Source organism: Lysinibacillus sp. F12, from assembly GCF_057773605.1.
The window spans coordinates 626,251-648,223 of sequence record NZ_JBYMLP010000002.1; the positions used below are offsets into that span (position 1 = coordinate 626,251).

General features: G+C 39.6%; 21 protein-coding genes and 2 riboswitches. Of the genes, 8 read left to right on the forward strand and 13 right to left on the reverse strand.

The features are described from left to right. Nucleotides 1-11 precede the first annotated feature (11 nt). Genes AC3CH7_RS10170 through AC3CH7_RS10215 form a run of 10 tightly spaced genes read right to left on the reverse strand, consistent with a single transcriptional unit; the run spans nucleotide 12 to nucleotide 9,356 of the window. Complete coding sequence (locus tag AC3CH7_RS10170; protein WP_012294992.1) at nucleotides 12-1,133, reverse strand: cobalt-precorrin 5A hydrolase; 1,122 nt, start codon at nucleotides 1,131-1,133, stop codon at nucleotides 12-14. Then, nucleotides 1,126-1,911: a precorrin-4 C(11)-methyltransferase gene (gene cobM, locus AC3CH7_RS10175; protein WP_012294993.1), complete on the reverse strand. Its 786-nt coding sequence runs from the start codon at nucleotides 1,909-1,911 to the stop codon at nucleotides 1,126-1,128. Before cobM ends, AC3CH7_RS10170 begins: the two co-directional genes overlap by 8 nt. Further along, complete coding sequence (gene cobI, locus AC3CH7_RS10180) at nucleotides 1,911-2,618, reverse strand: precorrin-2 C(20)-methyltransferase (RefSeq protein ID WP_012294994.1); 708 nt, start codon at nucleotides 2,616-2,618, stop codon at nucleotides 1,911-1,913. The genes cobM and cobI overlap by 1 nt, the downstream gene beginning before the upstream one ends. Beyond that, complete coding sequence (locus AC3CH7_RS10185; protein WP_036164072.1) at nucleotides 2,611-3,831, reverse strand: bifunctional cobalt-precorrin-7 (C(5))-methyltransferase/cobalt-precorrin-6B (C(15))-methyltransferase; 1,221 nt, start codon at nucleotides 3,829-3,831, stop codon at nucleotides 2,611-2,613. Before AC3CH7_RS10185 ends, cobI begins: the two co-directional genes overlap by 8 nt. Next, nucleotides 3,788-4,921: a cobalt-precorrin-5B (C(1))-methyltransferase gene (locus AC3CH7_RS10190; RefSeq protein WP_012294995.1), complete on the reverse strand. Its 1,134-nt coding sequence runs from the start codon at nucleotides 4,919-4,921 to the stop codon at nucleotides 3,788-3,790. Before AC3CH7_RS10190 ends, AC3CH7_RS10185 begins: the two co-directional genes overlap by 44 nt. Then, nucleotides 4,921-5,580 (reverse strand): precorrin-8X methylmutase, encoded by a 660-nt coding sequence (locus tag AC3CH7_RS10195; RefSeq protein WP_012294996.1) that lies wholly within the window; start codon nucleotides 5,578-5,580, stop codon nucleotides 4,921-4,923. Before AC3CH7_RS10195 ends, AC3CH7_RS10190 begins: the two co-directional genes overlap by 1 nt. Nucleotides 5,581-5,592: 12 nt before the next feature. After that, on the reverse strand, nucleotides 5,593-6,354 hold the full coding sequence (gene cobK, locus AC3CH7_RS10200; RefSeq protein ID WP_031417486.1) for a precorrin-6A reductase: 762 nt from the start codon (nucleotides 6,352-6,354) through the stop codon (nucleotides 5,593-5,595). Then, nucleotides 6,351-7,298 carry a sirohydrochlorin chelatase gene (locus tag AC3CH7_RS10205; RefSeq protein ID WP_488381725.1) on the reverse strand — a complete coding sequence of 316 codons (948 nt, stop codon included), beginning with the start codon at nucleotides 7,296-7,298 and terminating at the stop codon, nucleotides 6,351-6,353. Before AC3CH7_RS10205 ends, cobK begins: the two co-directional genes overlap by 4 nt. A 14-nt stretch (nucleotides 7,299-7,312) precedes the next feature. Then, nucleotides 7,313-8,980 carry a precorrin-3B C(17)-methyltransferase gene (gene cobJ, locus AC3CH7_RS10210; protein ID WP_198694964.1) on the reverse strand — a complete coding sequence of 556 codons (1,668 nt, stop codon included), beginning with the start codon at nucleotides 8,978-8,980 and terminating at the stop codon, nucleotides 7,313-7,315. 4 nt (nucleotides 8,981-8,984) lie between these two features. Beyond that, a complete protein-coding gene (locus tag AC3CH7_RS10215; protein WP_031417481.1) occupies nucleotides 8,985-9,356 on the reverse strand; it encodes a (2Fe-2S) ferredoxin domain-containing protein in 372 nt (123 codons plus the stop codon). A 142-nt stretch (nucleotides 9,357-9,498) separates the two neighbouring features. Then, nucleotides 9,499-9,680: riboswitch (cobalamin riboswitch) on the reverse strand. 258 nt (nucleotides 9,681-9,938) lie between these two features. Next, a riboswitch (cobalamin riboswitch) is annotated at nucleotides 9,939-10,123 on the forward strand. Nucleotides 10,124-10,268: 145 nt separating this feature from the next. Here AC3CH7_RS10215 and AC3CH7_RS10220 point away from each other — a divergent pair. The 5 genes from AC3CH7_RS10220 to AC3CH7_RS10240 all read left to right on the forward strand — a co-directional run bounded on the left by AC3CH7_RS10220 (nucleotide 10,269) and on the right by AC3CH7_RS10240 (nucleotide 16,589). After that, nucleotides 10,269-11,015 (forward strand): energy-coupling factor ABC transporter permease, encoded by a 747-nt coding sequence (locus AC3CH7_RS10220; RefSeq protein WP_031417479.1) that lies wholly within the window; start codon nucleotides 10,269-10,271, stop codon nucleotides 11,013-11,015. A gap of 1 nt (nucleotide 11,016) precedes the next feature. Next, a complete protein-coding gene (locus AC3CH7_RS10225; RefSeq protein WP_008178258.1) occupies nucleotides 11,017-11,289 on the forward strand; it encodes an energy-coupling factor ABC transporter substrate-binding protein in 273 nt (90 codons plus the stop codon). 2 nt (nucleotides 11,290-11,291) lie between these two features. Next, nucleotides 11,292-12,068 (forward strand): cobalt ECF transporter T component CbiQ, encoded by a 777-nt coding sequence (gene cbiQ / locus AC3CH7_RS10230; protein ID WP_488381726.1) that lies wholly within the window; start codon nucleotides 11,292-11,294, stop codon nucleotides 12,066-12,068. After that, on the forward strand, nucleotides 12,065-12,913 hold the full coding sequence (locus AC3CH7_RS10235) for an energy-coupling factor ABC transporter ATP-binding protein (protein ID WP_012295004.1): 849 nt from the start codon (nucleotides 12,065-12,067) through the stop codon (nucleotides 12,911-12,913). Before cbiQ ends, AC3CH7_RS10235 begins: the two co-directional genes overlap by 4 nt. Nucleotides 12,914-13,070: 157 nt before the next feature. Then, a complete protein-coding gene (locus tag AC3CH7_RS10240; RefSeq protein ID WP_036162045.1) occupies nucleotides 13,071-16,589 on the forward strand; it encodes a S8 family serine peptidase in 3,519 nt (1,172 codons plus the stop codon). A gap of 81 nt (nucleotides 16,590-16,670) precedes the next feature. Here the strand turns inward: AC3CH7_RS10240 and AC3CH7_RS10245 are convergent, their stop codons facing one another. Both AC3CH7_RS10245 and AC3CH7_RS10250 read right to left on the reverse strand, forming a co-directional pair. Continuing rightward, nucleotides 16,671-17,111 (reverse strand): GNAT family N-acetyltransferase, encoded by a 441-nt coding sequence (locus tag AC3CH7_RS10245; protein WP_012295006.1) that lies wholly within the window; start codon nucleotides 17,109-17,111, stop codon nucleotides 16,671-16,673. A 113-nt stretch (nucleotides 17,112-17,224) separates the two neighbouring features. Continuing rightward, nucleotides 17,225-18,319, reverse strand: coding sequence for a glycosyltransferase (locus AC3CH7_RS10250; RefSeq protein ID WP_036162046.1), 1,095 nt, complete (start codon nucleotides 18,317-18,319; stop codon nucleotides 17,225-17,227). Nucleotides 18,320-18,575: 256 nt separating this feature from the next. On the opposite strand from AC3CH7_RS10250, the gene AC3CH7_RS10255 reads away from it, so the two are divergent. Genes AC3CH7_RS10255 through AC3CH7_RS10265 form a run of 3 tightly spaced genes read left to right on the forward strand, consistent with a single transcriptional unit; the run spans nucleotide 18,576 to nucleotide 21,101 of the window. Continuing rightward, the gene (locus tag AC3CH7_RS10255) at nucleotides 18,576-19,175 is read left to right on the forward strand and encodes a glycosyltransferase family 2 protein (RefSeq protein WP_012295008.1); all 600 of its coding nucleotides are present in this window, start codon (nucleotides 18,576-18,578) and stop codon (nucleotides 19,173-19,175) included. Nucleotides 19,176-19,221: 46 nt separating this feature from the next. Next, entirely contained in the window at nucleotides 19,222-20,250 is a 1,029-nt protein-coding gene (locus AC3CH7_RS10260; RefSeq protein ID WP_488381793.1) for a polysaccharide biosynthesis protein, read from the forward strand. After that, nucleotides 20,247-21,101, forward strand: a complete 855-nt coding sequence (locus AC3CH7_RS10265) for an SDR family oxidoreductase (protein WP_488381727.1) — start codon at nucleotides 20,247-20,249, stop codon at nucleotides 21,099-21,101. The genes AC3CH7_RS10260 and AC3CH7_RS10265 overlap by 4 nt, the downstream gene beginning before the upstream one ends. Before the next feature lie 46 nt (nucleotides 21,102-21,147). Here AC3CH7_RS10265 and AC3CH7_RS10270 read toward each other — a convergent pair whose 3' ends face one another. Next, the gene (locus tag AC3CH7_RS10270; RefSeq protein ID WP_488381728.1) at nucleotides 21,148-21,900 is read right to left on the reverse strand and encodes an alpha/beta fold hydrolase; all 753 of its coding nucleotides are present in this window, start codon (nucleotides 21,898-21,900) and stop codon (nucleotides 21,148-21,150) included. Between the last annotated feature and the right edge of the window lie 73 nt (nucleotides 21,901-21,973).

Genomic DNA, 21,973 nt, shown 5'->3' on the forward strand with positions numbered 1-21,973 from the left:
GGACTTCCTCCTTAAAATTGGTATCTAGCAACTGAAATCGTAGCATTACCTGATTTTTTCTTTTCTAAGATAAGTGATTTGGCCTGAGCATAACGCATTGCCGCAGGTTCACTGACACCGTATGCCCCTGTATATTTAAAGACTGTTTCCGAAGGTGATGGAAACTCAATTTCATTTAATTCTGATGGTGAATAGGTAACGAACTCCCAATCATATTTTTTTGTAATATCGAGGAAGCATTGCTCATCTTTCTTCAAATCAATTGTACAAAGTGCCTTCACACTTTTTTTCGAAAGATTAAGCTCTGCCAGGGTTTCATCAATGACTTGTTCAATCTCCTCAATAGATGTACCACGATTACAGCCCATGCCTAAGACAATTGATTTTGGTCGATAAATGACACCATTTTCAAGCAAAACTTCTTCTTCTCGTTCGATTATACGGTCCGTTATTAACAATGTTGCATGAGGCTTAGCCTCTATGGCCGTCTGTGTAGATGGATAAATTTTAATTTGCTCTGGCATTGGTGTATCACGCATCCACCAATCCCGTTCACCAGTTTCCTGTACAATAGCCACATGTTCCTCATTGACGACAGAAGCACTGACAGGCGTTAATTTATCGGCACTATCCCAAACCCAGCCAAAGCGTGCACCAAATAAATCGACAGGAATAGTCTTTTGCACATCGGAAGCTGTTGTAATAATAGGGTTGGCACCAAGAGCTGCCGCTACCTCATGCGTTAGTTCATTGGCACCTCCAAGATGTCCTGACAAGACACTTATTACGTTTTCGCCTCGATCATCAATAACTACAACACCTGGATCAGTCTTTTTATCCTTTAAAATGGGGGCAATCATTCGTACAACTGCTCCTAAAGAAATAATTAAAATCAAACCTTTGTATTGTTTAAATAGAGTTGGCAAAAGCAAACGCACTGTTCCGGTAAACAGTTGAATATGCTTTTCCTCCTCATCACCCTGTTCAAATTTACTCATATAATACAAATCACTTGCTGCAAACGTTTGTTGGAGTCGTCGTCCTATTTGAACACCGTGCTTTGTAATCGCTACAACAGCATATGGATTGCGCTGATCAACTTCTGGTAATATCCCCTCTTGTAACTCAATCACTTGTCTTCACACCTTTTCTGAAGCCGTGTGTAAAGGTTGCATCATATAATTTCGAGCGATATTGATCCTTATCATGAATATTAGGATCTAGCGCCCAGCCTGCTAGAATCATCGCATGCTTACGAATTCCATTCACACGCATCGCTTCATCTAATTCGATTAATGTTGTACGAACAATTTTTTGATCTGGCCAAGAAGCACGTTGAATAACTGCTACGGGTGTGTCATCAGCCCAACCAGCACTTTGAAGTTCCTTGACAATTTTCTTTGTGAGCGTCGCACTTAAGAATAGAGCAATTGTACAATGATGGCTTGCTAAATCACGTAATTTTTCAAATTCGGGTACAGGGGTACGCCCTTCAGCACGAGTTAAAATTAAAGTTTGTGTTAAATCAGGAATCGTTAGCTCAGCCCCAATTGCCGCTGCTGATGCAAAAACAGAGCTAACCCCTGGAATAACTTCGTAGCCAATGCCTTGCTTTTTTAAGAGTGCTACTTGTTCCATAATCGCTCCATACATAGCCGGATCACCTGTATGCATGCGAGCTACTATTTTCCCCGCATGGACCCGATCAGCCATCACAGCGACCATTTCCTCTAAATGCATCCCAGCTGTTCGAATAATTTCCGCATCTGGTCTAGCTTTCGCAATGAGATCTTCACTCACTAATGAATCTGTATACATCACTACATCTGCTGTCTGTAACATATGTAAGCCTTTTACTGTAATTAAATCTGGATCACCAGGACCAGCGCCGACTATATAGATTTTTTTCATTATTTACGCACCACCATTAATGTTAAATATTCTAAATCGACACCATCCAACTCGCGTACATCCCAAATGACTTCTTCGTCAGATGTTACCTTTGTCACAACAGATGCTTGATCCAGTAAATCTAAATCACGTAGTACCTGTAGCATTAAATCAATTACTTTTGCTACTTTAATAAAGACTACAGCATCATGACTTTCAATCGCTTCTCGCATTGCCGCATAATCATCATAGGCAGGAATGATCGCCACACGATCATCACCATCAGCTAATGCAATGCCCAGGCGAGAAGCGGAGCCATTAAATGAAGATATCCCCGGAACCGTACGAATTTCTACATCTGGATGCATGTCCTGCATTAACTTCATCATATGGATAAACGTACTATATAATAACGGATCACCTTCTGTAACGAAGGCCACATCCTTGCCCTCCTGTAATTTTTCATATACAAGCTCGACTGACTTTGTCCATTCACGCTCAAGGACAGCTTCATCCTTCGTCATAGGAAATACAAGACCAAGCATATCTTTTTCCTCTGGATTAATATAAACGTCTACAATACGATGGGCATAGCTCTTACTGCCTCTCAGCTTTTTGGGATAAGCAATAACAGGTGACTCTTGAATCACACGAAACGCCTTCACTGTAATTAATTCTGGATCGCCAGGACCAACGCCCAAGCCATATAAAACACCTAAATTAGTCATGATTTTCTTCCTTTCGATAAGCCGAAATAATATATATTGGATTTAATGGCACAAAGCGTGTCATATCTAAAATCGGTTTGCTACGCGCAAGCTGTGCCTGTAAAATATCAACCGCAAAATCACAAGCCTTAAACGCTTCCACTGCTTTATATAAATTTTCAATTGTCGCTGCATTTAAAACAATGCGACCATTTGGTTTTAAGCGGTTACAGCACAATTGTAGTAATTCGACCATTTCACCACCAGTCCCACCGATAAAAATGGCATCAGGGTCTGGGAAATGTTCGAGTCCCTCTGGAGCTTTACTATGAATGGCTGTTAGATCCACACGGAATTTTTGCTGATTGTGTAGACAGTTTTCTAAATCAGGTGCATTTTTTTCAACGGCGTATACTTGCCCCTCAGGTGCAAGCTTACCTGCTTCAATGGCCATAGATCCTGTACATGTGCCAATATCCCAAATAACACTATCCTTTTGAAGTTGCATCGCCTGTAAGCTTAAAACACGAATTTCCTTTTTGGTAATGAGTCCTTTATCTGGCTTTCGTTGAGAAAATTCTTCATCATCAATACCGAGCTTGTAGCGTTTTGGTTCAAAGGTTTGTTGTAAAATAACTACGTTGAGAGGGGAAAAATGTGTGGTCTCCATTTCATCTAACGAATACCAACCATATTTTTCACCTTCACCCTGTAGATTTTCGGCTACAAATGCTCGATATTCGGTCATTCCAAAATGCTTTAAATAACGTGCGAGCGCATTTGGGCTATTTTCAGCATCTGTTAATAGAGCTATTTTCTTGTTCCCATCGATGCGCTGTGCCAAGCCTTTCATAGGTCGTCCATGAATACTTGTGACATAAGCATCCTGCCAGCTTTCTCCCATTTTCGCGAAGGCTAGTTGTATGGAGCTCATGTATGGATAAACCTCCAAATCTAGCTTTTTCGCTAAATAGCCGCCAACGCCGTAAAATAATGGATCTCCTGATGCGAGAATAATCGTATCTCTTGTTTCCTCTGACAATCTCTCAACAAGTGCTGAAAGACCTCCTTTGATCTTGATTTTTTCCCCTGTAAAATGTGGAAAAAAATCAAGCACGCGCTCACCACCGACAAGTACCTCACAGTCTTCAATCCACTGGTGGTATTGTGGTAATAAGCTTGCTAATCCGTTATCCCCGATTCCAATTAATTTCATCGATCGATGCAATGTCATCAGCCCTTCCTAATAATTGTCCCTGCATCGAATAAATCGATGTGGAAAGCGTTAAACCGCCCTTTATATGATGAATGGAGGAATAGCAGCAGGCCTCACACAAACGATGGAAAAATGATTCATATCCTTTTTCCATCATAATTTCACCTACTTGCGACGCTGTGTTGGCCTCTCGTATTTCGGCTATTATGTCTGCATCTGCCCCTACATCTTCGGCAAGTTGTGCTAAAAAGTTAAAATCAATCGGAGCACTTTTGGAATGCACCATCATTACCCCTTGTGCCACCTTTGAAAATTTCCCCATCATCCCAACAAGGGACACTTGTTTAATACCGAGTCGCTTACAATGCTTTAAAGTAAAGCCAACAAAATCGCCCATTTCCACAAAAGCTTCTTCAGGTAAATGGGGGTATTGTTTCATCGCAAATTTTTCACTGCGACCACCTGTTGTCACTACTAAATGCTCACAGCCGGCCTCTTTAGCGACGCTAATGGCCTGTACAATACTAGCCATATACGCTGAACTTGAAAAAGGCACGACGGTTCCCCTTGTGCCTAAAATAGAGATGCCTCCAAGTATACCAAGACGACCATTTAACGTTTTTTTTGCAATCTCCTCGCCCCTAGGTACGGAAATCACTACGTTAACCCCTCGCGTAATTTGAAATTCATCCAATACACCTTGAACAGTGCTGTGAATCATTTTCCGTGGGACAGGATTAATGGCCGCCTCTCCAACAGGCACTGGTAAGCCGGGCTTTGTGACACGCCCGACTCCAATCCCTCCATCTAAATGAATACCAGGTATCTCTGCCCAGCTCACAGTACCGACGATGAGTGCCTGATGTGTGGCATCTGGGTCATCACCAGCATCTTTAATCGTTTCACAGCTGACGGCATTGTTTTCAAATAGGCATTTTTCAATAGTAAAGGTCGCATCCCTACCTATTGGCAAATGAATCGTGCTTGTTTCTTGCTCTTCATTTGTAATAAGGGCAAGTAAAGCTGCCTTTGTTACTGCAGTTGCACAGGCTCCTGTTGTATAACCGTGACGCATGTCCTTAGGATCCTTTTTTGGCTTCCGCTCCATTATTTTTTCGCCTGTTCATCCGCTAAAAGTGAAATGGCATTTAATGCGGCAACCGTCACTGTACTACCGCCTTTACGACCAACATTTGTAATGTACGGAATACCTTCAAGTTTTAGCAGCTCCTCTTTCGATTCAGCCGCAGACACGAAACCTACAGGCATACCAATAATTAAATCTGGTTTTGCTAAGCCTTCCTTAATTAAACGAATCAATTCTAGTAATGCAGTTGGGGCATTACCAATAGCATAAATACCGCCTTCATGTAATTTTGAGGCTTTTTGCATCGATATAATGGCACGCGTTGTATTTTGCTTTTTCGCTTCTACAGATACATCCTCATCCGCAATATAGCAATGTAAATCGCCACCATGTTTTTGGAAACGTTTTTTACCAGAACCACTTTCAATCATTTGCACATCCGCAATTACATGACGCCCTGCCAGAATAGACTTAACACCTGCTTCAAGTGCTCCTGGTGTAATAATAACGCTACGACCTAGCTCAAAGTCAGCAGATGCATGGATAATACGGCGCACAACCTTCCATTCATCCTCTGAAAAGTTATGCTCCCCCATTTCTTCTGCGATAATTGAGAAACTGTAATCGTAAATTTTATCTGGGTCTACTGTTAATGGTTTGAAATCAGTTTTAAAATCCATTGTTATTGCCTCCTAAAGTGTATGTTTTACAGCCTGTAACACTTCTTCAAAAGTGGAATATTGTTGGCCATATTTAATATTGGGTCTTGCAATAAGAATTGTTTCTATAGAACAGGCAAGGGCTGCCTCTAGCTTCTCGTCTACCGAGCCCACTTTGCCGCTTTCTTTAGTGATCATTAAGGTCACTCCATATTGACGGAATAATGCTTCATTTAATTCCTTTGAAAATGGGCCTTGAATGGCTACAATATCTCGCTGTGCGACACCGAGCGCCTCACATTTTTCCATATTGTCAAGTCGTGGGAGCATACGAGCAATGACTCTTGTGTTTTCTAAGCCTTGTAAAACTTTCGTAAATGTAGCAAGCGTTTTACTGCCTGTTGTCAGCATAATGACACCACGCTTTTCAGCTGCTAACTGAGCCGCCTCTTCATAATCCTTTACAACTGTAATAAGTGGGTGAGCATAATGCTCATGGGCACGTTCATAGCGGATATATGGTACTTGCGCTTTTTCAGCTGCTGCCATAGCATTTTTCGATGCCTCTTCAGCAAATGGATGAGAGGCATCTACGACCAATTGAAAGCCTTGTTCCATTATAATAGTCGCCATTTCTTCCGCTGTTAGTCTCCCTATTAAGGAAGGCAAGCCAACGTCAGCAAGACTAGAGGCTGCCGATTCCGTCACAACAGTGGCAGTTACAGCATGACCTGTACTTTGCAATTCAAGGCCCAGATTTCTTGCATCACTCGTCCCTGCTAACATGAAAATCATTTAACGGGCTCCTTTTCATGATGATGATGGTCATGGTCATGGTCATGGTCGTGGTGGTGGTCATGTCCATGATCGTGATGATGATGGTGGTGGTCATGTCCATGATCGTGATCATGATGGTGATGATGATGTGCATGTCCATGAATAGCAGCGTAAGCACGATAATCTTCAAGATCTTGCATACCTGTAGATGTACCATTCATCGCTTGCTCAATACGCTCTAATAAAACATTTTGTAAACGTTCGTGGTAGCCAAAGTAGTTGGCAATTTGAATTTCACATGCAGGAAATTGCTCATTGAATTTCTCACACATAACATGCATACGCTCCATTAAAATACCAGTGAATAAAAAGTAAGGAAGCATGATTATTTTCTTAGCACCTAGTTTGACGCAGCGTTCAATGCCTTCTTCAACACGTGGGTCCGTTACACCCATAAAGGCACTTTCTACGTATTTAACAGGTAGTTTTTCCCATAGCAATCGTGTGATTTTATAAAAGTCCCCATTTGCATAAGGATCACTGCCACCTCGAGCAATTAATAAAACGGCTGTATCTTCCTGTTCTTGTTCTGTATTAAATCCAATTTCAACTAAACGATCTTGTAATATCGCAAATATTTCTTCATGAATGCCAATTGTTTGACCATATGTGAATGTGATATTCGGATAATGCTCACGGGCATGCTCGATTTCTGCCGGGATATGTAGCTTGGAATGACCTGCATGAAGTAATATAATCGGGATTACATGTACCTCTGTAGCACCCTTTTTCACACAATTTGTAATACCTTCTTCAATGTTAGGAGAAGCAAATTCTAGGAAACATGTTTCTACTAGATATTGTTCATCAATGCGAGATGTCATTTGCTCGATAAATGTACGTACCTCATCATTTCCTGCTGCTAAACGGCTACCATGGCCAACAAATAATATAGCTTTCATCTCTTTTCTCCTCACTAGTCGCCGCACGGAGCTGGCTCTATTTTTATTTTGGAAGACATATCTTGATACGTAAAATGCAATATCTTTTTCACACGCTTGAAGTATTTAAATAAGCGTTCGTTTGGATGCGCATTGGCTTTATATTCTTCAATAATATCTGTAATTAAAGGAATCAATTGTTCAGGCTCCAAGCCTTCTACAACAGGCTGTGCTGCATGAGCCGTACGTCCGACTGGTTTCGCTCCAATAAAGACATCAAATTTACTTTTACGATAGACAATCCCAATATCGTCAAATACTGCTCGATAACAAGCCATCCCACAGCCATTAAAGCCAATATTTAATGTTTTCGGTAAAGACAGACCACCAAGCTTTTCTTGAATTTCCTCCGCATATGGTATGGAATCTGCTTTTTCACCGTAGCAAAAATCGCAAGCCTTCAACGACAATACATCACCAATTGGTGCTAATAAAAAGCCTACTTGCTGTAATTTTTCAGTGATGCGTTCAGGCGTAGTTGTAGGTATTTTTAAATGGATTTGATGATCTGGTGTGTATTCCATCGATCCATCTTCGCCTACGACCTCTGCTAACGTCATCATTTGCTGTGGTGTAAAAAATTTATTGGCCACTCCAGGGCTCACTGCTAATTCAAAAATGGATTCTATTTTTTGTTGTACAAGCTTTGGAGTAACCTTGATAGCATTTGTTCCCTTTACCATTGCAAGTGCCGCTGTAGCCATTTCAAGTGCCGTTTTTTTCGGCTTTGGCATAACGGCTACACTGGGTTTATTCATTCGCCCTGCATTGGGGTCTGCCGCAAAGTCATTGCGTGCTGTTCCTGTCTCTTGATTCATCGCCCATGGCTCATTTTCTTCCCGTAAACGTTGATGTGGACGTAATGGCTGCTTTTCCTCGCCAAGTGTATATTTACGTTGGTAGCCACGTGGCGTAATCATTTTATTATCATAGAAAAACGTAGATGAGTTTCCGATAATGACGGTTGTCAGCATACCGATATCATGTTCCAACATGTCTGCCAATGTGGTCATCGTCACTTCTTGACGTTCTCGATAGGCACTTTTCACAAGCCCTACTGGAGTGTCAGGTGAACGATATTCTAAAAGAATTCGCTGTGCTTCGACAATTTGTCTTGTACGGCGACCGCTTTTAGGATTGTATAGAGCAATGACAAAATCGGCCATTGCTGCAGCTTCCACACGCTTCGCAATTAAATTCCACGGAGTGAGGTGGTCACTTAAACTAATGGTACAAGCATCATGCATAATCGGTGCACCAAGTAAACTAGCACATGAATTGATAGCTGAAATACCCGGGACAATCTCGACTTCAATACCAGTTGCCTCTGTCCAGCCTAGCTCAATTAAAACTTCATACACTAATCCCGCCATACCATAAACGCCCGCATCTCCACTCGAAATGACCGAAACTATACTTCCTGCCTCTGCTTGACGAACTGCCTCCTGAGCACGGGACACTTCTTCTGTCATGCCTGTACTGACAATAGATTTTGCACTCACTAAATCTTGAATCAGCTCAACATAGGTTTTATAGCCTATGATCATATCACTTTGTTGTAAAGCCTCTACTGCACGTGTCGTAATATGCTTAAAGTCTCCAGGTCCAAAGCCTACTACGAAAATTTTCCCTTTTTGCGCCATGTTTTTACCCCTCTTTCACCTTTTCAATCCCTTTAATGGCTGTCGTTTGCGCTGTTCGCTGCAATGTCCCTTCCCGAAGTGTATAAACATGATCGTTATGTAAGGATTCATGATGCAAATCCTGTACAAGTGTTCTAGCATGCTCCGTTGATGGTACACGGTACCAATTCCCCTGGGGGTAAGCAATAACCACACAAGCATCCTTACATCGTCCATTACAGCGTGTTCTTGTCGTATGTATTTCTTTATCTAGTGCGTTTCGCTGTATTTCGTCCCGTATAGCTTGGGTAATTTCTTCTCCATCCTTGTTCATACAGCTACTGCCATTGCAAATAAAGAGATGTGTTTTCATCCCCTCTAAATTCCACGTTGTCATTTTATGTCTCCCCTCTTTTGCTTTTGGAAAAAGAAAAACCTTTACTCTCCCGAAGAGTAAAGGTTTGTAGAAGCCAAATAAAAACGAATAGACTGAAAGACAGATCCTCGCTTTTGCTTCAACTTCTCCCTCCGAAAAGTTTGCATGCACAATCTGATAAGCAGGTTTCCTGACTTAAGCTTCATTTTACTGTCGCACCTTCCCTAGTTTGCACAGGTGGCATTGCGATTTCATCAGCTATTACAGTAGCGGGGGCTGTATTGGACTTTCACCAATTTCCCTATTATCTCGAGTTTTTCGAGCACTTATCGACGTTTTATATGAAATTTTTAATTGTATATTTAATAGAAAACTGTCTTAATCATATCTTATTATTTTAAAATTTCAATATTTCTTTAAAAATTCATGACAAATTTATCAATTTTATCAGAGAGTTTTTGGTTATTTAAAATTGGTGTTGTTCCCTTTTATTCTCAAAATCCTTAGTAATCAGAATTTTCGACATTGATAGTCTATTTCAAAATTTTTATAAAAAAGTATAGCATATTTATGGAAATTCGTGGTACACTTTGTCGTGAAATCTCACAACTTACTATTTTTGGTGTAAAATGCTCGTCATTTTACTTAAAAGGGAAGCCGGTTCAAGTCCGGCGCGGTCCCGCCACTGTAATAGGGAGCTTTATAGAAAATGTCACTGTCCAATGGATGGGAAGACCTATAAAGTGTTGAACTAGAGCCAGGAGACCTGCCGAAAATATGTGATCGTTTCATCCTACGAGGATAGGTGTGCGGCTTAGCAGATGAGAATGTTATTTGCTTTTTTAGCTATGCACTTTTCCAACAACGGAAAAGTGCTTTTTTTATTACGCACGCTACATTCTAAAAATCTATTTATAGTTTGGAGGAAGAAAATTGAAGCTGTCTTGGTGGAAACTTAGTTATTTTGTATTGGCTTTTTTAATGGTGCCAAAACGTGCCTTCGCCATGCATATCATGGAAGGTTTTTTACCAATCGAATGGGCTATTTTTTGGTGGGTAATCTCCGTCCCATTTATTATTTTAGGATTGCGCTCTATTCGTAAAACAATCGAAGAAAACCCAGAAACAAAAATGATTCTGGGACTGTCTGGTGCGTTTGCCTTTGTTCTATCAGCCTTAAAAATCCCTTCAGTTACAGGGAGCTGTTCACATCCAACAGGGGTAGGTCTCGGAACAGTCTTATTTGGACCGTTAGCGATGAGTGTCATCGGGACAATTGTTTTATTATTTCAATCTTTACTTTTAGCACATGGTGGAATCACAACATTAGGGGCTAATGCATTTTCGATGGCTATCGTAGGTCCGTTTATCGTCTACTTTGTATTTAAAGGGGCGCAAAAAATGGGGTTATCGTTTTCATTAGCTATTTTCTTTGCGGCTATGCTTGGGGATTTAGGTACATATGTGGTGACTTCTATTCAATTAGCACTTGCTTTCCCATCTGAAGTCGGTGGCTTTATGGCTTCATTTACAAAGTTCGCAAGTATTTTTGCCTTAACACAAATCCCGTTAGCTGTGAGTGAAGGGATATTAACAGTTATTGTCATGAACTTCTTGAAAAAATATAATATTAGCGAATTAAAGTCTTTACGTGTTTTCTCTACAAAGGAGGCGCACTAATATGAAACGAAATTTATTACTATTAGCGATTGTAGTGCTATTGGCCATTATCCCGCTCTTCGTCCAAAAGGGAGCAGAATTTGGCGGAGCTGATGGTGAAGCCGAAGCTGCCATTGGAGAGATTAATGCAGAGTATGAGCCATGGTTTGATAGTTTATGGGAACCGCCTAGTGGTGAAATTGAAAGCTTATTATTCGTGCTACAAGCAGCTATTGGTGCTGGTTTTATCGGCTACTTTATCGGCTATATGCGTGGCAAGCATAAAGAAGGTTAAGAATGATGTTACTCATTGATAAGTATGCGTATCTCAATAAGCTAGCGTACGTTCATCCTCTAGAAAAAATGATATTTTCATTAGGACTACTTTTATTCACGCTTATTATGAGAGAGGAACGACTTTCACTCATTACATTTTTTGTAATGAGTGCTTTTATCATTTGGGGTGCGAAAATCCCACTAAAATACTATGCGAAGCTATTATTACTACCAGGATTTTTCTTATTCACAAGTCTCATCTCCATCCTAATTTCGATAGCGCCAGCAACGCATGTATTACCAGCCCATATGGGATCATTTACGTATACGAGCTGGACAATTTTTATTGGGAGAGCCAGTATCGCTACCGCACAGCAGCTATTCTTTATCGTACTCGGCAGTATAAGCTGCTTATATTTTTTAATTTTAACAACATCTGTACAAGAGATTTGTTATGTGCTTCGCCAATGGAGGCTCCCTCCTTTATTAGTTGAGTTAGTAGAACTCACCTATCGTTTTATTTTTATTTTTTTCGAAAGCATGCAAAAAATTCATTTAGCCCAGCAAGCCCGCCTTGGCCATCATTCACCCATGCAATGGTTACGTTCGATGTCTATGCTGATTGCAGCGTTGTTTATTGAAATGTTTCAGCGTAGTCGAGAGCTTAACAATGCCATGCAGGCACGTGGCGGTGAAACGGTTTATTGGCACGAAACGGCCGTCTATAATAAAAAAAACTGGCTCGGCATGATGGCTATTTTTTTATTCCTTATCGTATATGGAGGATACTTCTCATGACAGCATATTATTTTCAACTGACTAATTTGTCTTATGCCTATGCAGATGGAACAAAGGCTTTGACAGATATTTCACTAGACATTCCAAAAGGGAAAAAAATCGCTATACTCGGTCATAATGGAGCAGGAAAATCCACTTTATTTCAACATCTTAATGGCATTTTGAAACCGACAGCCGGAACCATTTCATTTAATGGGAACGAACTTCAATATAGTAGAAAAGCATTAAAAGCACTTCGCCAACAGGTGGGAATTGTCTTTCAAGATGCTGATAATCAGCTTTTTTCAGGAACCGTTAAGCAAGATATAGCCTATGGTCCATTGAATTTAGGATGGTCTACGGAAAAAATTGAAGAAAAAATAGCCTGGGCTGTGGCACAAACTGAAGTAACAGAGCTACTTGATAAACCGATTCACTTCTTAAGTGTAGGACAGAAAAAACGTGTGGCAATGGCAGGTGTATTAGCGATGGAACCGGCTGTCCTTTTATTAGATGAACCAACGGCTGGTCTTGATAGCTATTATGCTTCTCAGGTTTTTCAGTACTTAGCCAAATTAGAAGACTGTGAACGAACGATTATCGCAGCTACTCACGACATTTCCCTTGCCTATGAATGGGCGGATCACATCATCGTCATGGAGGCAGGAAACATTATTTATCATGGTGATCCTATCGCCCTGTTCTATGAAGAAGAATTGCTAAAACGGGCACATCTTGAGCGACCATGGGTCTTTGAAATGACCATGGCTCTACAAAAAAAGAAATTATGGCAAGAAAATATTTCAGTTCCTCGCTCTAAGCATGACTTATTACAATTGATCGAACAGCTACCCGTTCAGGTTTAATAAGCATTATTAATAATAAAATAACGGACAGCTCATCCCTTTACTGTTCGATTTTTCAAATTGCGAAGAAAAATTTTCCTCATTTACGAAACTTTTCTATCGCTTATCCGTATTAGTATAGTCGAGACCTATTATAGAACATCAAGGAGAGATACAATTGAAAAGTTGGTTTAAAAAATCAGTCGCTGTCGCAGCATCCGCTGCGCTAATGGTTCCTGTGGCTTCAGCTTTTGCAGAGGAGGCACCACATCAAACAGCGAAGAACGTATTAGCAAGCAATTCACAACATGCAGGTAAGAATCTTAAAACTGAAGACAAATGGATGAGTAAAGATACGATTATTATCAAGCATTCCGGCCTTGATAAAAGCGTACATAAAAAAATTGGCTCCAAGGTCATCCGCTCTATTCCTTCATTAGGCTATGATGTGATTCAACTTAACAAAGGTGTATCCATTGAAAAAGCCGTCTCTTACTATTTAAAGCAGCAAGGGATTACAAGTGTATCCCCTAGTTATGTCTATCATTCTTTCAACAAAGAGGCTGACCCAAAGATAAAAGATATGTATCATCTAAGCCTTTTGCAAATGGATCAGGCATTAGCATTAGCTGGGGAAAATGACGTAACAGTAGCTGTCATCGATTCGGGTGTTGATTTTAAACATCCCGACCTAAAATCTCAAGTACTCACACCTTATAATGCAGCTGCTCCGGCAAATACATCTTATCCAGGTGACCATGGGACACATGTTGCTGGGATTATTGCCGCAGCCAAAGACAATGGTATTGGTGGACATGGAATTAATCCACAAGCGAAGCTACTACCTATTGATGTCTTTAACGGAAAAGAAGGAGCAAATGATTTTATCATTGCACAAGGTATTCTGTACGCCATTGAGCAAGGTGTGGACGTCATTAATATGAGTCTTGGAGGCTATGGTGAATCCCCACTTATGCAGGATGCTGTTCAAAAAGCTATTGATAGTGGAATTACGATTGTTGCAGCCGCTGGAAATGAGTCGACGGATGACTATTCCTTCCCTGCTTCCTATGAAGGCGTTATAAGTGTTGGTTCCACGAATGATCGAAATAAACTATCCAGCTATTCCAATTACGGTCCTTCTGTTGATGTCGTGGCTCCTGGCGAAGACATCTACAGTACCGTACACGATGAGAAAAAAGGATCATCTTTTGTCAAGTTTAGTGGTACTTCCATGGCATCTCCTGTAGTGGCAGGCATCGTCTCCCTACTTAAATCAAAGCATCCGAATTTAAAGCCACATGAGATTGAAGCAATTCTTGAAATGACAGCACAAGATTTAGGTAAAAAAGGTTATGACCTTACTTATGGTCATGGGCTTGTCGATCCTGTGAAAGCCTTACAGTTCGATTTAAATAAATTACCTAAACATTATTCTGAATCCAAAGAAGAGCGTATCAAAAATGCCAAAGTTCTTGCCAAAAATACATTAAATATCGAACAAGGTGTTTTCGAGCAGCAAGATGAAAAAAAATGGTATAAGGTTGATTTAGAGGCAAATGAATATGCACAGCTAACTTTAAAAGGTGCTGAACAATACGACTATGCCTTTGATTTATACTTCTACCCTACTAACAAGCAGGGTGAAGTAGAGCCAATTAAAGTTAATGATGTTCGTGTAGGAAAAAAAGAAGGTCACCTCTTTAAAGCAGACCAAAAAGGAACATTGTTAATTGGTGTGAAAGATCATAATGGTAGTTATAGCTTAAAAGGCAAATCTACTTATATCTTTACAGCACAAACTACGAAAAACTCAGATTTACCAATCGATGCATTAAATAAGTCTTCAATGGAGTCTATTAAAAAGTTCCCATACAATACGGCAGGAAAAAACTATACCCTACTGTCTAAAGATCAACAAAAGGATCAAGATTATTTTACGTTTTCTGTAAAAAAACCGACAACATTGAAGTTTGATCTATCTGGTATACCAGGTGTTACTGCCTCTATGGATTTATACTTAAAAGAGGATTTCAATCTGATTCCACCAGAAGAGGTAAAGCAAGCTAAAAAAGAGGAAAGCGAAGAAGAAGAAGCCTTCCCAATTCAAAGCTCCTACGGTGCAGCTAAAGGTGAAGCAGTGAGCATGATCATCGATGCTGTACCCGATCAAGAGTACATTTTAAGTGTATCTAATGAGAGTAATAGCGAGTTTTCAATGGAGATGTTTTTCAGTGGTGGCATTGAAAAAGAGGAAACAGTCAGTGAGTCAATGATCCCATACACATTAAAAGGTGAGGTTGTTACGCTCCCACCAGATGAGGATGGACTACCATTAGAGGATGCCATGTATGACGAAAATGTCTCGGTCGACCAGTTACCAATAACACCAAGTACAACAAAAAAACGGAATGAAATTGAAGGCATGATGAATATGCTCATGAATTCCTTTACGACGGACAATTTAGAAAATGTTGATCCGATTATTAAGCAAGCTATTCGCTTCAACATTGGTGAGGATCAAAAAGCTTATTTCCAAACAGAATATGATGAGGACTACTTCTTATTTAAAACAAAAGAAGACGCTCTTTATAGCTTTAGCTTTAACAAAGATGCAAGCCAAATGCCTGCCGGTACTGTGTTTGAATATGATGAAAAAGCCAAGGAACTAATTCCTGTGTCGTCCTTAACCAATGACCTAGGCTTACTTTCGTTACTTCTTGGCTCTGCCGGTAATGAAAACGATGCAAAAGTAATGGCATTGAAGAAGGATAAAACCTATGTAGTAGCTGTTGTAAATGCTGGTGAACGTTCAACTGAGCCTTATACGTTGAAAACAAGTAAAATAGGTGATATTCCGAAAGATTATAATCCAGAGAATTATGAAGAAGCAAAGGCGTTAAAAATTCAACCTGGCACAACTTATAAGGATCATCTAATTTATCAAGACGATGAGGATTACTATTATTATAAGCAAGAGGGCAATGATGAAATTATGAGTTTATTGCTTTCCTCTGTTCCATTTACCAATGAACAATTAAATCAACTGCCAAAAGAGCTACAAAAGGACTTAAAATTTGCAGGTTCGATTATTGAGGATACAAACGGCAATATGAAAATTGATCCGAAGGAAATGGAAACAGCCATTCCATTTGGACTGAGCGATAATATTCTTGAGATACTCCTTGGCATGGTAGGAACGACAGACGTAAATACATCCTTTAAGGCTAAAAAGGATCGAGGTTACTTTATTCAAGTCAATAGCACGGGTCTTGGCCAAATGTCCATTCAGCCCTATACATTAACTTTGTTCGACCATAAACGAGCAGACGAAGATGCAGATTCCAAATTAGTGAATGGTGTACCAAGTAAAACGTCTGCCCTAACGAAAGAAGACGACAAATGGGTTGCCACACAATATTTAAATGCGGGTATTCCATTTGGAGATAAGGATTACTTTGAATTTAACAACGTCCAAAAACGTAATATCTTCTTCTCACTTCAAACAGAAAAAGCACTGGATGGTGTGATTCGAGTGATAGATGCCAACGGAAAAACAGTTAAAACTTTGGATCTTTACGGAGCTGGAGATGCTGAGGTAGGTACTGTGGAGCTGGACGCAGGCAAATACTATATTGAAGTTAGTGAATATTATGGCCAAGCAAGTACACAGCCATATACGTTAGAAATTAAATAATATCAATAAACTCCCCTAGATAACGAAATATCTAGGGGAGTTTTGTACAAAAAGCATATTCATCCTAAAATAAAATGCTGATTACATAAAATATTTGACATAATTACAGTATTCATCTTGCTTCATATGAAGCCTTTCATACAGCTTACGCGCATTCACATTATCAGCTGCTGTTTGCAGTGTCACATAGCGCGCATTCTGTTGCTCACAATAGTGAAAAACCTTTTCCATCAATGCCTTGCCCACCCCTAGGCCTCTAGCATCTTCCGTGACATAAATATCATTCAAAATATAGGCTCGCTGTAAAGCTATAGAAGAAAACGTTGGATATAATTGTGTAAATCCAACCATCTTGCCGTCTACTAACGCCATAAAAATGACTGACTCTTTGAGGGCCAATCGTAATTGTAAAAATGCTTTTGCGCTACTTTCGTCCGATTCTATACCATAAAACTGACGATATTCATCAAATAGCTTCGTTAACTCTTCTAGTTCGTTCATCGATGCTTGTAGTATTTCCATTCTTGTCTCCCCTTGTGTCTTCCCCTGATTGTTTCTAACATTATAAATCTAGTTTTATTATATAGGAAAAAATGGCACAAAGAAAAGAATACTCCTCTTCATCGAGAGAAGTTCTACTTAATTTCATTTAAATATGCTGCGACATCTTTCACGATATGCTGCCAGTTCAAATCCCTCCGCGCATCGGCTTGTAGCTGTAGACAAGTATTTGCCAACATTTCTTCCTGCTGAGTGACTTGCTGTAACGTCCGAGCTATACTTTCCCAATCATGTGTTGGATGAATACAGCCAAAACGTTGTTGCTGGGTAATATCTGCAGCCCCATCCACATCAGTTGTCACAATATAACAACCGTTTTTAGCCGCCTCTGCAAAAACATGTGCAAAGCATTCAACTGTGGATGTTAAGCAAAAGATTTTTGCCTTGCGATACTCCTCCTCTAGCTGCATCTTGTCTGAGATTGGCCCTACCATTGTGACTTGCGCAGGATAAGGATGACTGTCCAGTAATTGTTTTATTTCCTGCTGAAACGATTCAGACATAGGTCCTACCAAACGAAGCTCCCAGTCTGTCAGCTGTGCTGCTAGAAAGGCTTTTATTGTAAAAGTGGTCTGCTTCTCTGGTGCATCTAATCGGCCCACTGATAGAATTCTATTTTCTTTCTCATGAAATTGCACGGGCTCTGTGTGAAAATACTCATAAAAGCCATTTGGGATATGTTGAACATCTAATTGTGAAAACTCTCGAATGTCAGTTTGAATCGATACACATTCGGAGGTCAGAAGATCACAAAGCTGTAGCAATTCTAGAAAGTATGGATAGGTTTTTAATCGACTTAACCAAAATCGATTAACATCTAACTTCATATAAACTTTGCCATTAGGATTAAACTGCTTATACGTTTGAAGAATGGAAAGATAGGATGGGTAAGGTCCTATAGCAAAAACTAGATCAATGTCCTTGGCATGCTTGACTAAATAAGCATTCATATTGGCAACATAATCAATCCCTATTGGAATTCGCTCGAATTTAACAGTCGGAAAAGATTGTTGCAGCAGAGCTTCATTCATCTCTGCCGTCACTATACTAACTTCATAGCCTAAATACTCCCCTAGTAAAATAGGCACTAAACATAGATCTTTGAAGATGTGTGCATCGGAAAGTTTAGCTGATTCCACGCTACAAATAAATGCGATTCTTTTTGTCATTGAATCCCTCTTTCTTAAAAAGCGCTCTTTCCTAGTTTATGCCCACACCTGTCAAACGTGTATAACTTAGTAAAATGTCACCCCCTTCTCCATAGTTCTCTAGCAAAAATAAATGCAATCCATAAAATTACTCTCTTAAAAAACTTATGTTAACAAGCAATTGCCTACAATAGACCTCTATCCCCGCATATTGTAATAAAGAATCTGTTCAGTGAACCTGACAAACTAAACTACCTAATCAGGATGGAGGGATAAAATGAAAATAAGCTTTTTATCACCTGCGTTTAATAGTGAAGAATGGATCTTAACAATGCTTGACAGTATTCCTAAAGAATATGCCTATGAAATTATCGTTGTAGATGACGGCTCCACAGACAATACGTTAGCCATTTTACAGGACTATCAAAAAGTCTGCCCAGCTTTAAAAATCATCGTTCATCCAACGAATCTAGGTGCAAGTGTTGCCTATAACCGATGCATTGCTGAAGCAACAGGTGATTATATTGCCATCATCGATAGTGATGACCATTATTTGCCTGCCATCCGCAATGTATTAGCACAGGTGGATGGTGAATTTGATATTTACTACTACAACATGATTATTAAGAATGGCTATGCGTTTATTAAAGATGAATCAAATCGTTACTCATTGCCAGGACAATTTAAAATTATTCGAAGAAGCTTCATCGGGGATGCGAAGTTTACGATACGTAAGGATATTGCAGGAGATTGGGATTTTAATTGTGCGCTTATGGACAAAAATCCAACCAGCAAGTATACCCATGAATACGCTTATTGGTACAACTATCCACGAGAAAACTCAGAATGTGATTTGCATGAAAGAGGATTGAAATAATATCATGAACGGACGTAAGCATGTGGGAGGTGTCACAAACCATACAATGTTTAAAGATAAAACTTTACTGATTACTGGAGGAACAGGGTCTTTTGGTAATGCGGTATTAAATCGATTTTTAAATACGGATATTAAGGAAATACGCATTTTTTCAAGGGATGAGAAAAAGCAAGATGATATGCGAAAGCTTTATCAGAATTCTAAAATTAAATTCTATATCGGGGATGTACGTGATTTACAAAGCCTCCACCCTGCTATGTATAACGTAGATTATGTGTTTCATGCTGCTGCGCTTAAGCAAGTGCCCTCTTGTGAATTCTTCCCTTTAGAGGCAGTGAAAACAAATATTATAGGAACAGACAATGTTTTAACTGTGGCTATTCAAGCTGGCGTTAAAAAAATTATTTGTCTATCAACAGATAAGGCAGCATACCCTGTCAATGCAATGGGGATATCCAAGGCGATGATGGAGAAAACATTTATTGCTAAATCGCGGATGGTCGACCCTAAGCAAACATTGATTTGCGGCACTCGATACGGTAATGTGATGGCTTCAAGAGGTTCGGTCATTCCACTTTTCATCGAACAAATAAAAGCCGGCAAACCTTTAACCATTACCGATCCTCACATGACTCGTTTTATGATGAGCCTTGAGGAAGCAGTCGAATTAGTATTATATGCCTTCTTACATGCCCAAAATGGCGATATTATGGTGCAAAAATCACCCGCTGCTACGATCGAGAATTTAGCACAAGCTCTCCTTGAAATTTTCCAAGTGAACAATGCCATTCACATTATCGGCACAAGGCATGGGGAGAAACGATATGAGGTATTATGTACTAAGGAAGAAGCAGCAAAGGCCATAGATTTAGGTCATTTTTATCGAATTCCAGCAGATAATCGGGATTTGAATTATGGAAAATACCTGGATGAAGGCTCTCCTAAGATTACGTTATCGGATGAATATAATTCCAATAATACACAAATGTTAAACGTGGTGGCCATTAAAGAAAAGTTACTAACCTTATCTCTAATTCAGGAAGAGCTGCTCCATTGGACTGGAGGAACACCATGAAATTTTTAGTGCTAGGTGCTTCTGGCATGGCTGGTCATACCATTTCCATCTATTTGCGAGAGCAAGGACATGATGTGACCACGTATACGAGAACTGCTTTCCCATTTGGACAGAATATTACTGGTGATATTACGGACCTAAACTTTTTATGTTCACTTCTTCAAGACCATCATTATGATATCGTCGTTAATTGTATCGGTATATTAAATAAAGCCTGTGAGGAAAATTCTGAAAAGAGTATTTTCTTAAATAGCTATTTACCACATGCGATCGTATCTCTCTTTGAAAACCGCCAGACGAAGCTTATTCATATGAGTACAGATTGTGTATTTTCAGGAGAAAACGCACCCTATTATGAAAAAAGTGTACAGGACGGAACTACATTTTATGACCGCACAAAGGGTTTAGGCGAAATTAATCATAAGAAGCATTTAACTTTCCGTAATTCAATTATTGGTCCTGATTTGAAGAAGGATGGAATTGGGCTTTTCAATTGGTTTATGCATCAAAAAGGCCCTATTAACGGCTATACTGGTGCTATTTGGACCGGGGTTACAACGCTCACCTTAGCAAAAGCCATCGAGCAAGCGGCCCAAGAAGGAATATCTGGACTCTATCATCTTGTAAATACATTACCTATATCTAAATACGATCTTCTTCAGTTATTGAATAAGCACTTTATGGACCATACAATAAAGATTACTCCTCATCCGCTTGTTAATGTTAATAAAACATTAATAAATACTAGAAATGATTTTTCCTTTACAGTCCCTAGCTACGAAGAAATGATCATCGACATGAAAGAATGGATATTGCAGCACAAGGATTTATATCCTCACTATATTTCTTAAAAACTTCAACTCTATTATGAGTATCGTTATTCATAATGGAGTTTTACTATTGAATGACTGTGCCCACTGGCAATTGTCCTTCTTTTATCCAATTAGCTACAAAACAATTGAAAAATGCAGGCTGAGCAAATGTTACTCCATGTCCTATGTTGTTTAAAATGACCCCTTTCGCATTTGGATGGCTTTGTACAAGCGCTTGTGCGGACTTTTTCATTATTTTTTTCTCTTGATTGCCAACAGTAATTAAAATATTCCCCCGTGCATTGTGGAAATTGTGCGGGATTGAAAACGTCATGTTCTCTTGTAAAACCTGAATTAATGTATCGTATGTCATTTTAGAGCTATCATGATAATAGTCGTTAAAATAGCGATCATCGATGTATAACGTTTTCGCTTGAAGCTTTGCGAAGGCTTTATTTTTAATAAGCGGGAATGAGAATCGCAGAAGCGGCCGAATCATCCATGCTGTAGTAGGAGAAGGGATAACAAGAGCACTATTAATTATCGAAAAGTGGATTAAACTAGGCTTTATACTTAACATTTGTATGGCAATTTGAGCACCTAATGAAAAACCAATCACAATGATCTGCTTGCCATTCCCCTTTTCCTCTAAAAGCTGTACGAGATGTTGTGCACACTGCTCAATGGAAAATGGATGATTGGACATAAGCTCAGGTACCACACAGTGATAATTGAAGAAGTACTGAATTTGTTGTTCCCACATCCATCCCCCGACACCACCCCCATGAAGAAACATCATTACCGGACCGCTGATATCACCATACTCTTTATACTGCATAATGGAAGTACACACCTACTTTCGTTGATTTTCATCTGGTTAAAAAGCTATCTTGTATTTCCTGGGAAATTGT

Coding starts and splice junctions, on each gene's coding strand:
- AC3CH7_RS10260 (WP_488381793.1), top strand. CDS start 19,222: ATGTTTAAAGATAAAACTTTACTGATTACTGGAGGAACAGGGTCTTTT.
- AC3CH7_RS10215 (WP_031417481.1), bottom strand. CDS start 9,356: ATGACAACGTGGAATTTAGAGGGGATGAAAACACATCTCTTTATTTGC.
- cobI (WP_012294994.1), bottom strand. CDS start 2,618: ATGACTAATTTAGGTGTTTTATATGGCTTGGGCGTTGGTCCTGGCGAT.
- AC3CH7_RS10245 (WP_012295006.1), bottom strand. CDS start 17,111: ATGGAAATACTACAAGCATCGATGAACGAACTAGAAGAGTTAACGAAG.
- AC3CH7_RS10250 (WP_036162046.1), bottom strand. CDS start 18,319: ATGACAAAAAGAATCGCATTTATTTGTAGCGTGGAATCAGCTAAACTT.
- cobM (WP_012294993.1), bottom strand. CDS start 1,911: ATGAAAAAAATCTATATAGTCGGCGCTGGTCCTGGTGATCCAGATTTA.
- cobK (WP_031417486.1), bottom strand. CDS start 6,354: ATGATTTTCATGTTAGCAGGGACGAGTGATGCAAGAAATCTGGGCCTT.
- AC3CH7_RS10265 (WP_488381727.1), top strand. CDS start 20,247: ATGAAATTTTTAGTGCTAGGTGCTTCTGGCATGGCTGGTCATACCATT.
- AC3CH7_RS10270 (WP_488381728.1), bottom strand. CDS start 21,900: ATGCAGTATAAAGAGTATGGTGATATCAGCGGTCCGGTAATGATGTTT.
- AC3CH7_RS10190 (WP_012294995.1), bottom strand. CDS start 4,921: ATGGAGCGGAAGCCAAAAAAGGATCCTAAGGACATGCGTCACGGTTAT.
- AC3CH7_RS10255 (WP_012295008.1), top strand. CDS start 18,576: ATGAAAATAAGCTTTTTATCACCTGCGTTTAATAGTGAAGAATGGATC.
- AC3CH7_RS10195 (WP_012294996.1), bottom strand. CDS start 5,580: ATGGATTTTAAAACTGATTTCAAACCATTAACAGTAGACCCAGATAAA.
- AC3CH7_RS10185 (WP_036164072.1), bottom strand. CDS start 3,831: ATGACATTGCATCGATCGATGAAATTAATTGGAATCGGGGATAACGGA.
- cbiQ (WP_488381726.1), top strand. CDS start 11,292: ATGATGTTACTCATTGATAAGTATGCGTATCTCAATAAGCTAGCGTAC.
- cobJ (WP_198694964.1), bottom strand. CDS start 8,980: ATGGCGCAAAAAGGGAAAATTTTCGTAGTAGGCTTTGGACCTGGAGAC.
- AC3CH7_RS10235 (WP_012295004.1), top strand. CDS start 12,065: ATGACAGCATATTATTTTCAACTGACTAATTTGTCTTATGCCTATGCA.
- AC3CH7_RS10225 (WP_008178258.1), top strand. CDS start 11,017: ATGAAACGAAATTTATTACTATTAGCGATTGTAGTGCTATTGGCCATT.
- AC3CH7_RS10205 (WP_488381725.1), bottom strand. CDS start 7,298: ATGAAAGCTATATTATTTGTTGGCCATGGTAGCCGTTTAGCAGCAGGA.